Genomic DNA, 12,572 nt, shown 5'->3' with positions numbered 1-12,572 from the left:
TCGATCAGCTTTCGCTCGGTCAGGACGTGGCGCTGAAGCTCTCGGCGTTCAATCAGCGCGTGACACCGGAACTGAATGGCAGCGTCAGCGAAATCTCCGCCGATCTCAGCGTCGACGAACGCAGCGGCGCGGCTTTTTACACGGTTCGCGTCAGCCTGCCGCGCTCGGAGCTGAAAAAACTGAAAGGCCTGACCCTGGCGCCGGGCATGCCCGTCGAAGCGTTCTTCTCGACCGGCAGCCGCACCATGCTTTCCTATCTCGTAAAGCCGCTGGCCGATCAGATACAGCGGGCTTTCAGGGAAGAGTGAGCCCCGCGACTGAATTTGCCCGAGAAGGAGGCTTTCATTTCCCTGGCTCGGCATGCAGCCGTGCACGATTTCCTGTTCGCCGGGACGCCACGCAGCTTGCACGTCGGAAACGCTCCGTCACCGCGGCGACTTCAGCCATTCCCATCGGTCGGATGATCGCATCCAATCATCGGGCCTGACGGGTTCAGCTCAAACTTGCGCTGTGTGGCGCACGCAGCGCAATTTGTTTGCGTCCCGTTGCATTGATACCGACCGCGATTTCGGCGGCCTTGCCAAGATCGGCGGCATAGTGGAGCAGGATTCTTTGCGCCTCCACGGTATCTTCTTGCGTGAGTGCGCTTTGTACCCCCGGAAGGTGGCGCGCGCGTCGAAACTCGGCGGGGCTGCGCCCGAAACGGCCCCTGAACTTGTTGTAGAATACGGCAGGATTGCCGAAGCCGTTTCGTTCCATGATGACGCCAACGGTGTGATCTGTCCGGTGCAGTTCGTCGGCCGCGGTGTCGAGGCGCAGGTTCTGGCAATAGTCACGGTAACCTATGCCCAAATGGCGCTTGAAGAGGCGAGACAGGTGGCTCAGCGTCAGTCCCTCGGCCGCGGCAATCGCACTCAGCCGCTGATTGTCCAGCTGTCCTTCGACCGCGCCCATGATCCTCAGGATGCGGTTTCGACTGTCGGAGCGCAGCGGCATTGCATCGCTATCCGCCTTCTGATGCGGAATCTGCCGATAGATGAAACAGGCAAGAAGATTGGCGACGGTCTGCCGGACGATGACCTCCTCGGGGCGGCTCGTCTGGTCGAGGATCAGCCGGGCCATGAAGGCCTTTATCGGAGCGATCCTGTTCATGAACGGACGGCCATGGAGGAAGGAGCGGCAAAGGTACTGCCGGGATGCAAAACCGGGCAGGCCCATGCGCTCGAAATAGCCGGCATCGAGATGCGCGCCGCAGATCAGGGCATCGCGCGAAATCGACGTCGAATTGTGCGGGACGTCGCTGTTTATGATGATCACATCATCCTGCTTCATCTCGCAGGCTTGTTCGTCGACGATGAGGCGAAAGCTGCCCCGCAGCACGAAAAGTATCTCCATTTCACGGTGCCAATGATAGGGCACATTGGCACGGCCATGCATGAAGGCACGGCAGTGAAAATCCTCCGCCGGCGCGTGATCCTCGAATCTGCCGTCGCGGATTTGCAGTTCGGCGTCGGTTTTGAGATAAGCGATGTTCATCACGGTCCCCAAGGCAGCCGGCTTATTAGATATCAAAAACTGTCGTAGTTCCAGCGCAAGTTCCACGGCTAGAAGAGAACCGCGGCAGCGTGTCATCAATAGCCATCTCCTGGCACAGCGCCGCCGCCGCAATGATCAGGCGAGCCGCCAGGGACGACCGGCGCGCCCACAACAGCATACGGAATGGCCATGACCTGGAATATTTCTGACAAGGAACTGACCGGCCTGCTGACGCTGATGAGCGTCGAGGAAAAGGTCGCGATGGTCAGCGGCCACGGCCTCTGGAGGACGGTCGCCAACTACCGTCTCAACATTCCCGAACTGCTGATGACGGACGGCACATATGGTGTTCGCTATTCCATCGACCAGATCGACGGAGCGCATGACGCAGACAACCAGCTCGCCTCATTCCTGAGTGTCGTCAACACCGATCTCTCGACAGGCGTCGACAGCGCATTCGGCTCCACCCGTCCGGCAACCTGCTTTCCGAATGGGTCGTCCCTGGCCTGCTCGTGGGACCTCGATCTCGCCTATGAACTCGGCGAAGCGCTCGCAGCCGAATGCCAGGCGTTTGGCGTCAACATATTGCTCGGCCCGGGTGTCAATATCCGTCGTACGCCGCTGGCGGGCCGAAGCTATGAATATTACGCGGAGGATCCTCTGCTGACGGGTGACATTGCGGCTGCTGTCATCAACGGCCTTCAGCACAATGGGGTAGGGGCCTCGCTCAAGCATTTCGCCTGCAACAATTCCGAGGTCCAGCGCACGACGATGAGCTCGGTCGTCGAGGAACGCGCCCTGCGCGAGATCTATCTCGCCGGCTTCGAACGGCGATAGCCAAGAGCAATCCCTGGACCGTCATGAGCTCCTACAACCGGCTCAACGATGTTCAAACCGCCGAAAATCACTGGCTGCTGACCGAAGTGCTGCGCGACGAGTGGGGGTATGACGGCGTCGTCGTGTCCGACTGGCACGGCATCAAGGACCGGCCTGCTTCGATGAATGCGGGCAACGACCTCGATATGCCCGAAAGCGGCGCCCGCAAGCAGGAACTCCTGGCGGCGGTCGAAGACGGCCAGGTGTCGATGCAGACGCTCGATCGCTCGTGCAAGCGCATCCTCAGGCTTGTGCGCCTGGCCCGCAACAATGCGAAGCCGAATGCCGAGGCCGACTTCCCGAGGCATCATGCCCTGTCGCAGCGCATGGCAGCCGAGTCGATCGTTCTGCTGAAGAACGAGAACGCGACCCTTCCCTTGCTGCCTGCGAAGCTCAAGAAGATCGTGGTCGTCGGAGCGGCAGCGGTGGAGCCGGTCATCCAGGGTTCCGGTTGCGCCACGACGCGGCCGACCGAGGTCGATATCCCGCTGGACGAGATCCGCAAACGCGCGCCCGGTGTGGACATCTTCTATCACACGGTCGCGGATTTCGAGGCCGGAGACGGGTCAGAGACGGCAGCGCTTGCGGCGGTCGATGCCGCCGACATTGTGCTGTTCTTCGCCAACACCGAGGTTGGCTATGACGGCGAAGGCTCCGACCGCAAGCATCTCAACCTGCATGACGGCCAGGACGCCCTGATCGAGCGGTTGGCCGCGCGCAACAGCAAAATCGTGGTCATTCTGGCGACGCCGGACGCCGTGGTCATGCCCTGGGCCGGCCATGTCGCAGCCGTGCTTGCGGCTTTCTTCGGCGGGCAAGGTGCAGGCAGCGCCATCGCCGATGTCCTGTTCGGCAGCCACAACCCGAGCGGCAAGCTGACCGTGACATTCCCCGTCCAGGTCGAGGACATACCGGGCTATCTCACCTATCCCGGCGAAGGCGACCGCCACATCTATTCGGAGGGCATCCATGTCGGCTATCGCTTCTACGACAAGCGCAAGCTTGCGCCACTGTTTCCCTTCGGTTTCGGGCTGAGCTACACCAGCTTCGCCTACTCCAACCTGTCGGTCGATGCCGATCGGATCGATGCGTCGAGCACGATCACGCTGGCGTTCGATATCACCAACACCGGCAGTGTCGCCGGCAAGGAAATCGCGCAGGTCTATGCGCGCCCGCACCAGCCCCGGCTGATCCGCCCGATCCGTGAACTCAAGGGCTTCGCCAAGGTCTCGCTCGAGCCGGGCGAAACCAAGCGTGTCGAGATCAAGATCGAGAGCCGCGATTTGCGCTACTACGACCCGCAGTATCGCCGGTGGTTGCTCGATGCGGGCAGCCTGACCTTCGAGGTCGGCGCGTCCTCTCGCGACATCCGCCTGGAGCGGACGGTCGAGGTCGAAGCCGCGGCACTGGCCTCCACCGTCCTCAATGTCGAAAGCCAGCCTTTCCTGGTCTTCGAGCACGATTTCGCCCGCCAGCGCTTCCGCGCCTTTCTCAAGCAGCGGCTCGATCTCAGCGATCAGGAAGCCGACAAGATGCTCGAATACTGCGCCGGCTCCTTCCTCGGAATCCACAAGACCGTCGCCTGGGTCGCGGGCGAGACAATCTCCAAGGCCGAAATGGCCGCATTCCTCGACAGCCTCAACAAGGAGATGGGGATGACGCTCACCAAGGCTGCATAGACATTTTGTGCGCCGCCTTGCGCGGTGCCGGACCGAGCGTCTCGGGAACAGAGACCGTGCAATCAATGCCAACCAAGGGGAACTGCCATGAAATTTCGCCACCTATTGTCCACGATGAGCATCCTGGGCACGTTCGCTGCCTCTAGTCCCGTGCTCGCTCAGACCGTCGATGTGCAGCACTACTGGACGAGCTCGAGTGAATCCAAGGCGATGAACACGATCGCCGACAGCTTCAAGGAGCGCGGCGGAAAGTGGATCGACAGCCCGTCGGCCGATTTCGACGCGGCGCTTGCGGCGGCAACCAGCCGGATTGCCGGCGGCAAGCCGCCATCGGCGATCCTGATGACGCCAAACTCGGCGCTGCGCGACCTTGCCGCCTCCGGCCAGCTTCGCGATTTCGACGATCTTGCCGCCAAGGGCGGCTGGCAAAAGGTGATGGCGCCGATTGTGTGGGACAAGCTCAATGTCGGCGGCCACCTCGTTGCCTTGCCCGTCGGGGTGCATGCGCAGAACTGGGTCTGGTATTCCAAGCCCGTTCTGGAGAAACTTGGGATCAGCGAACCGAAGACCTTCGACGAGCTTTTCGCGGCCGCCGACAAGATCAAGGCGTCGGGCGGCATTGGCATCGCCACCGGCGGCGAACCCTGGCAGCAAGTCGGCATACTCTACAGCGCGATCCTCGCTCTCGGCGGTCCCGAATACTGGAACGAGCTGATCGTCAAGCGATCACCCGATGCGCTCAAGTCGCCGGTTCTGGGCAAGGCTTTCGATATCTTCCGCAAGGTATCGACCTATGCGGATCCGGCGAGCCCCGGCCGCTCGTGGAACGACACGACGAACCTTGTCGTCACCGACAAGGCCGGTTTCCAGTTCATGGGTGACTGGGCGCGGGGCGAGTTCCTCGCCGCGGGCAAAGTGGCGGGCAAGGATTTCGGCTGCCTGCTGACGCCGGCCGAAAAGCCAGGCTACGCGATCCTGATCGATGTCTTCGCCTTCCCGGTGAACACCGACGACGATCGGATCAAGGGCCAGACACTGCTCGCGGACTCGATCATGGAGCCTGCCGTCCAGGAAAAGATCGCCGAGGTCAAAGGCTCTGTCCCGTCGCGGACGGACGTGGATACATCCAAGCTCGACACCTGCGCGCAAATCGGATCCAAGACGCTTGCCACGCCGGGCGCCGCGGTCCAGGCCGCCTATGACGCGCTCGCAGGCGACCTCAACGGCCAGGTGACGGATCTGGCCGGGCAGTTCTGGACCGACAAATCCATGACCACGGAAGCGGCGGTCGAGAGCTTCGGCAAGATCCTGCAGAGCGAATGAGATCATGCAACCGGCCGGCGGCATCGCTGGCCGGTTGCCAACCCTTCGCGGGTCGCATCGCGCATCTATGGTCCGGAAAGCGGTTTCATGAGAACCTGGTTGCATCGGCAGACATTCAGACCGGACATTACGGTCGTCGTCTTCTTCGGCGTCGTCGCGGTGTTTTTCTACGGTTCGATCTTGTGGACCGGCTACATGTCGCTGACGCGGTCGACGCTGATACCCAACTACAATTTCGCGGGGTTCGACCAGTATATCAGGCTCTTCACCAACCAGCGCTGGCTGGTGTCTTGCCTGAACATGGTGATCTTCGGTGTGCTCTACATCGTCGGCACGCTCGCCTTCGGCACGCTGCTCTCCGTTTTCGCCGACCGCCGCATCCGGGCCGAGTCGCTGTTTCGAACCATATTCCTCTATCCGCTCGCCGTGTCGCTGATCGTTACCGGCCTGTCCTGGCGTTGGGTGCTCGACCCTGTGAACGGCCTGCAGGGGCTGGTGCGTGGCATGGGCTGGGAGAGTTTCACCTTCGACTGGCTCACCGATCCCGACCGGGCGATCTACACGCTCGTCATTGCCGGCATCTGGCATTCGGCCGGGCTGATCATGGTCATCATTCTCGCCGGCTTGCGCGGCGTGGACGACGACCTCTGGAAGGCGATCCGCATGGAGGGCATTCCCCTCTGGCGCGCCTATCTGCAAGTCATCTTTCCCGGCATGCGGCCGGTCGTGACGTCCTGCGTCGTGCTCTTGATGTCGGACGTTATCCGCGGCTACGACCTTGTCATCGCCATGACCAAAGGAGGGCCTGGCATCGCCACGGAAATGCCGGCGAAGTTCGCTGTCGACTATTATTTTGCGCGGGTCAATCTGGGCCTCGCTTCCGCCGCCTCGATCTCGATGCTGGTCCTGTCGCTGTTGCTGCTGGCGCCCTATTTCTACAGTGAGTTCAGGAGGCGCATGTGACGCGTAGCCCTCCTTTCGAACGGCCCGTGTTCGGGCCCCGCGCGGCCCGCTTCGGTCTCTACGCGTTCTTGTTCGTATCGGCCGCCTTCTTCCTGCTGCCGCTGCTCCTGGTGATCAGCAACTCGTTGAAGCCGATGGAGGAAATCCGTCAGGGCAATCTTCTTGCTTTCCCCGTCAAGCCGACTTTCGATGCCTGGGTGACGGCATGGAAAAGTGCCTGCACCGGGCTCGACTGCGGCGGCGTGCGCCCAGGCTTGTGGAACTCCGTCAAGATCACCGTTCCGGCCGTCGTGATCTCGACGCTGGCAGGTGCGCTCAACGGCTATGCGCTGGCGCAGTGGAAGTCGCGCCACGCCAATTTGATCATGCTTCTCGTCATGGTCGGCCTGTTCATCCCGTATCAGGCGATGCTCTATCCGACGGTGAAGATCCTGAGCAGCTTTGGCCTGTTCCGCACCTATTGCGGTATCATCCTCGTCCATGTCGTCTACGGCTTGCCTTATACGACGCTGCTGTTCCGCAACTTCTACGTCGGCGTGCCGGAGGAGATCAGCCGGGCCGCGCGCATGGAAGGCGCCAGCTTTTTCAGGACCTTCCGGTCCGTCATTCTGCCGCTGTCGACCAACATCCTGGTCGTCGTGGCGATCCTGCAATTCACCGGCATATGGAACGATTACCTGCTCGGGCTGATCTTCGCCGGCAACGACAATTTGCCGATGACGGTTCAGCTCACCAACATCGTCAACAATGCCCGGGGTTCGGCGTCGCCCAACGTCAACATGGCCGCCGCGGTCATCACCGCCATTCCGACGCTCATCGTCTATTTCCTCTCCGGCCGCTATTTCGTGCGCGGCATCGCCGCCGGCGCTGTGAAGGGTTAGAAATGTCCAGTGTATCCATCCGGAAAATCAGGAAATCCTTCGCCGGCCTCACCGTGCTGGATTCGGTCGACATGGAGATCGCTCCCGGCGAATTTATCGTCATCCTGGGACCCTCGGGATGCGGAAAGTCGACCCTGCTCAACGTGATCGCCGGACTTGACGATTGCGACTCCGGCCAGATCGTGATCGACGCGGTCGATGTCAGCGGCCTGGAGCCAAGCCAGCGAGGACTGGCGATGGTGTTTCAATCCTACGCGCTTTTCCCCGCCATGACCGTGCGGCGCAATCTCTCCTTCGGCATGGAAGTCGCCGGCACGCCCAAGGCGACGATCGTGCAGAAGGTGGACTGGGTGGCGAAGCTGCTGCAGATCGAGGCGCTGCTCGACCGCAAGCCGAGCCAGTTGTCGGGCGGTCAACGCCAGCGGGTGGCGATCGGCCGAGCGCTCGTGCGCTCGTCCAGCATCTGCCTTTTCGACGAACCGCTGTCGAACCTCGACGCCAAGCTGCGCGCCGAGACGCGCGTCGAGCTCAAGCAATTGCACGAGACGCTGAAGTCGACCATGATCTATGTGACGCACGACCAGATCGAGGCCATGACGATGGCGGACCGCGTCGCCGTGATGCACAAGGGCAGGGTCGAGCAGTTCGCCCATCCCCAGTCCATCTATGAGAAGCCGGCAAGCCTCTTCGTGGCCGGCTTCGTCGGCTCGCCCGCCATGAACCTTCTCGAGGGCAGCCTGGACGGCACGGGGTGCTTTCTGGTCGGTCTGCGCAGCATCAGCTCTTCCGCCTATCCCTTTGAAAATCCGTCGGCGGGCGAGGCCGTGCTCGGCATTCGCTGCGAGGACATCGGTATCGTCGAGCCGGGTTCGCCCGACAGTATCCCTGCCCAGCTCGCCTTCACCGAGCTTCTGGGCGCCGATGCGCTTGGCTGGTTCGACTGCCTGGGCAAACGCATGAGCGTCAGGCTCGGTGTCGATGCCGCCCGCTCGATGGCGAAGGAGGTCGGCCTCCGGTTCGATATGGCGAAGGCTTCCTTCTTTTCAGCGGCGACCGAACGGCGGTTGTGAGGAACACGAGAGCTCAATCAACTGGCGGCCCGAATCCCGCCGAAGCATCCATGGAGATTTCGGTTGTCGTATGAAAGACTGATGGATGGCGCGTTCGATGCGCTGATCGAAGAGATGACGGATGCGGAGAAGGTGGCGCTCCTTTCGGGCCACCGCATGTGGAAATCGGCGGCGATCGAGCGTATGGGCATCCCGCAGATCGTCATGACCGACGGCACCTATGGCGTGCGTTACTCCATCCCGCAGATCGACGGGGATGAAGCCGGTGGCCAGGATTTCGCGGCGTTTCTCTCCGTCGTCAACCAGAAGGCCGATGACGTGCAGATCGCCTGGGGACAGGTCAGACCCCCAACCTGCTTTCCAAACGGGTGCAGCATCGCCTGTTCGTGGGACATGGACCTGGCGCGCGGGCTGGGCGAGGCGCTCGCCCGCGAATGCCAGGAAGCTGGCGTTCATCTGCTGCTCGGGCCAGGGATCAACATCCGCCGCACCCCGCTCGGCGGCCGTTCCTACGAATATTATTCCGAGGACCCGATCCTTACGGGAGACTTCGCGGCCGGCGTCATCGGCGGTCTGCAGGACAATGGCGTCGGCGCATCGCTGAAGCATTTCGCCTGCAACAATTCCGAAGTCGAGCGAACGACGATGGATTCCGTGGTCGAGGAACGCGCGCTGCGGGAGATCTATCTGAGCGGCTTCGAGCGGGCGATTGCCAAGAGCAATCCCTGGACCGTCATGAGTTCCTACAATCGCCTGAACGGTGTCCAGGCTGCCGAGAACCCCTGGTTGCTCGACGAGGTGTTGCGAGGGGAGTGGGGCTATGACGGCCTGGTCATCTCCGATTGGCACGGCACCAAGGATCGACCGGCCTCGCTGGCCGCCGGCAACGATCTCGACATGCCGGAGAGCGAAACACGCAAGGCCGACCTGCTGGAAGCGGTCAAGGCGGGCAGGATAGACCGCGCCACGCTCGACAAGGCCTGCGCGCGCATGCTCGCTCTGATCCGGCGCGCCAAGCTGGGCGAAGCGCGGGGGCGGGTTTTCGATCGCGCCGAGCATCATGCTCTTGCCCGCCGCATGGTGGCTGAATCCATCGTTCTCTTGAAAAACGACGGCGCACTCCTGCCGATCTCGCCGGCGAAGGTGAAGCGTCTTGCGATCGTGGGCGAGGGAGCCCGCACGCCCGTCATCCAGGGTTCCGGCTGCGCCACGACGCCACCGACCTCGGTGGACGTGCCACTGGACGAAATCCGGAAACTCGCAGGCGCCGATATCCAGATCGATGTGTTCCGGGGGACGAGCGGGATCGCCGAGGAGCGCGAGACGCTGGTCGCGCAAGCCGAGCAGGGTGCCGCCGCGGCCGACATGGTCATCGTGTTCGTCAATGTCGAGAGCGGCTATGACGGCGAGGGCTCCGACCGCCAGACGCTCGATCTTGCGCCTGGCCATGACGAACTGATCGAACGGCTTGCCGCCGCCAATCCCAATCTGGTTGTCGTCATTGCCAGCCCGGACGCCGTCGCCATGCCGTGGATCGACAAGGTGCCGGCCGTGGTCGAAACGTTCTTTTCCGGTCAGGCCATGGGTGGCGGTCTCGCCGATGTCCTGTTCGGCCGGGTCAACCCGAGCGGCAAGCTCACCACGACCTTCCCGAAACGAATGGCGGATATGCCGACCTATCTCACCTATCCCGGCGAGAACGCGCGCCATGTCTACAGCGAAGGCATCCATGTCGGCTATCGCTGGTACGATGCGCGCGACATCGAACCGCTTTTCCCGTTCGGTTTCGGCTTGAGCTTTACCGAGTTCGCCTATTCCGATCTCTCGCTGGACCGGTCGGAAATTCGGCGTGGCGAACGCGTTTGCGCGAGCTTTACCGTGACCAATATCGGCGCGATGGAAGGCAAGGAAATCTGCCAGCTCTATGCCCGTTACGGCGAGCCCCGCCTCAAGCGGCCAACCCGCGAACTGAAGGGCTTCCGCAAGGTTGCGCTGCGCCCCGGCGAGAGCCGCAGGATCACCATCGAGCTGACGGCGCAGGAGCTCTGCGCCTTCGATCCGATGCACGGGGAGTGGACGCTCGACAACGATACGATCGCGATCGAGGTCGGTGCATCATCACGGGATATCCGGCTGATGGTGGACCTGCGAACCATCTCGGCCGTCTCGGAGCATCGGCGCATCGAAAGGGACACGCAGCCGGTCTTCGTGCTGCGAAATCCGGACGCACGTGGAAAATTCATCGGCTTTCTGCAAAGCCAGCTCGGCATCTCGGCGGCGGAAGCGGACACGATGCTGGAGCACTGCGCCAATTCCTTCGTCGGCATATTCACCACCTTCGACCGAAGGTTTCGCCAGCGGTTTCCAAAGGCCGACATCGAAAGGCTGCTGTGCGAGATCAACGGGAAGACCGATGAGCGGGACGATCAAGCCGCTTGAGCCTGGCACGGGCGCTTGCCGCCGCAGTCCATCTTGCGGCTGGTGTACTGCTGAGAAGAGAGCGGTTCACCGTTTGATTCAGTAAACCGCTCTAATCATTTGTTTTTGCACGATTTCGAAAGGAAGGCCGCTACGTTCTTTTTCTCGAATTGCGCTACAGCGACGATCCCCGACCCAGGATCATGTCCGCCGCCCGCTGTCCGATCATCATGCTGGGCGCATTGGTGTTGCCGCCGATCAGCTTCGGCATGACGGACGCATCCGCGACACGCAAGCCAGCGATGCCGCGCACCTTCAGCGTTGCCGGATCGACGACGGCCATCGCGTCTGTCCCCATCTTGCAGGTCCCGACCGGGTGATAGACAGTCAGCGCTTCGGCGCGCAGATAGGCGAGGATCTCGTCATCGCTGCGGACATCCTTGCCCGGCAGCATCTCCGTGCCCCTGATCGCGTCGAACTCGGACGCGGCAAAGATCTGACGCGCGATCTTGATGCCTTCGACCAGCACCTTGGCATCCTCTTCGTTTGAGAAGAATCGATGATCGATCAGCACATCCCGGTTCGATGCGTGGCCCGACAGTTTGAGTTCGCCGACGCTTTTGGGCCTGAGCACGCAGGTGTGGATTGCGTAGCCATGGCCATACTCCACCAGCCTGCCGCGATGGCTGCGATAGCCGGGCACGAAGTGGAACTGAACGTCGGGAATGCCGTCCGCATACTTCGTCCTGGCGAAGCCGCCGGCCTCGACATAGTTGGTGGTGAGCATGCCCTTGCGGCCGGCAAAATACTGAAAGGGCGCTGCCAGCACGCGGGGCAGGTTGGGCAACGACAGGCCGAGCGTCTTGGTGCTGGAAGAGCGGACCGTGATCATGCCGTCGACATGGTCCTGCAGGTTCTTGCCCACGCCCGGCAGATCGACAACCGACTCTATGCCGATCGCCTGAAGCTCGGCCGCGGGTCCGATGCCGGACGCCAGCAAGATCTTCGGTGAATTGATCGCACCGGCCGAGAGCACGATCTCGCCGCGGGCTGACAGCGTCTTCTGCTCGCCCTTGTGCCGCACCCGAACCCCTGTCGCGCGCCCCTCGGCGATCGTGAGGTCGATCACCTCGCATTCGCTAAGGATGGTGAGATTCTTGCGATCGAGCACCGGGCGCATGAAGGCGGTGAAACTGCTGAAGCGCTGGCCGCGATCCTGCGTGACATTGTAGATGCCGAGGCCGAACTGGCTTTCGGCATTGAAGTCGCTGTTGGCCGGAAGGCCGGCATTGTTGCCGGCCTTGACGAACATCGACGACAGCACGTTGGGATCGCGCGGGTTGTCGACCAGCAACTCGCCGCTGGTGCCGTGGTAGCGCGGGTCCTGGCCAAGCAGGTTGCGCTCGAGCTTCTTGAAGACGGGAAGCACGTCGCTGAACGCCCAACCTGCGCAGCCAAGCCGCGACCACTCGTCATAGTCCTGCGCGGCGCCCCTGATATAGACCATCGAGTTGATCGAGCTCGAACCGCCAAGCGCCTTGCCGCGGTTGACCGGAATCCGACGGCCGTTGAGGTTGGGCTGAGGCACGCCGACATAGCAGTAGTCATAGTTCGGATTGCCGTAGAGCGAGAGGATGCCGGCAGGCACCTTGACCCGCAAATGATTATCGCTGCCGCCGGCCTCGATCAGGCACACTTTGCTGGATGGGTTGGCGCTCAGACGATTGGCCAGGACGCAACCGGCTGAGCCGGCGCCGATGACAATGTAGTCAAAGTTTTCGGTCTGCATGCCCAGCCCCATCGAAAAAACAAAAGCCGGGGCTCGA

At 62.1% G+C, this 12,572-nt stretch carries 9 protein-coding genes and 1 pseudogene; 8 read left to right on the top strand and 2 right to left on the bottom strand.

Features of this window, described 5'->3' with window-relative positions:
* Window positions 1-308, top strand: a 308-nt coding sequence (locus tag FCU66_RS37610) for a beta-barrel domain-containing protein (RefSeq protein WP_181956588.1), incomplete at its 5' end; no start/stop codon positions are given.
* A gap of 184 nt (window positions 309-492) precedes the next feature.
* Here the strand turns inward: FCU66_RS37610 and FCU66_RS37605 are convergent.
* Entirely contained in the window at window positions 493-1,632 is a 1,140-nt protein-coding gene (locus FCU66_RS37605) for an AraC family transcriptional regulator (protein WP_136620091.1), read from the bottom strand.
* Window positions 1,633-1,719: 87 nt separating this feature from the next.
* Between FCU66_RS37605 and FCU66_RS42720 the strand changes: the two are divergent.
* The 7 genes and pseudogenes from FCU66_RS42720 to FCU66_RS37575 all read left to right on the top strand — a co-directional run.
* Window positions 1,720-2,603, top strand: a pseudogene (locus FCU66_RS42720) (glycoside hydrolase family 3 protein); the annotation flags it as partial.
* An 18-nt stretch (window positions 2,604-2,621) separates the two neighbouring features.
* On the top strand, window positions 2,622-4,091 hold the full coding sequence (locus FCU66_RS42715; protein ID WP_342778256.1) for a glycoside hydrolase family 3 C-terminal domain-containing protein: 1,470 nt from the start codon (window positions 2,622-2,624) through the stop codon (window positions 4,089-4,091).
* Between the two features lie 87 nt (window positions 4,092-4,178).
* Entirely contained in the window at window positions 4,179-5,414 is a 1,236-nt protein-coding gene (locus tag FCU66_RS37595; protein ID WP_136620090.1) for an ABC transporter substrate-binding protein, read from the top strand.
* An 87-nt stretch (window positions 5,415-5,501) separates the two neighbouring features.
* Window positions 5,502-6,377, top strand: coding sequence for a carbohydrate ABC transporter permease (locus tag FCU66_RS37590; RefSeq protein ID WP_136620089.1), 876 nt, complete (start codon window positions 5,502-5,504; stop codon window positions 6,375-6,377).
* Window positions 6,374-7,258 (top strand): carbohydrate ABC transporter permease, encoded by an 885-nt coding sequence (locus FCU66_RS37585; RefSeq protein ID WP_136620088.1) that lies wholly within the window; start codon window positions 6,374-6,376, stop codon window positions 7,256-7,258. The genes FCU66_RS37590 and FCU66_RS37585 overlap by 4 nt, the downstream gene beginning before the upstream one ends.
* Before the next feature lie 2 nt (window positions 7,259-7,260).
* The gene (locus tag FCU66_RS37580; protein WP_136620087.1) at window positions 7,261-8,328 is read left to right on the top strand and encodes an ABC transporter ATP-binding protein; all 1,068 of its coding nucleotides are present in this window, start codon (window positions 7,261-7,263) and stop codon (window positions 8,326-8,328) included.
* 81 nt (window positions 8,329-8,409) lie between these two features.
* A complete protein-coding gene (locus tag FCU66_RS37575) occupies window positions 8,410-10,767 on the top strand; it encodes a beta-glucosidase (RefSeq protein WP_136620193.1) in 2,358 nt (785 codons plus the stop codon).
* Window positions 10,768-10,921: 154 nt separating this feature from the next.
* On the opposite strand, the gene FCU66_RS37570 is transcribed toward FCU66_RS37575, so the two are convergent.
* Entirely contained in the window at window positions 10,922-12,535 is a 1,614-nt protein-coding gene (locus FCU66_RS37570; protein ID WP_136620086.1) for a GMC family oxidoreductase, read from the bottom strand.
* Window positions 12,536-12,572 lie beyond the last annotated feature (37 nt).

This window comes from Mesorhizobium norvegicum (genome assembly GCF_004919685.1).
Taxonomy (GTDB): domain Bacteria; phylum Pseudomonadota; class Alphaproteobacteria; order Rhizobiales; family Rhizobiaceae; genus Mesorhizobium; species Mesorhizobium norvegicum.
This window is presented reverse-complemented; position numbering and strand designations above follow the sequence as displayed.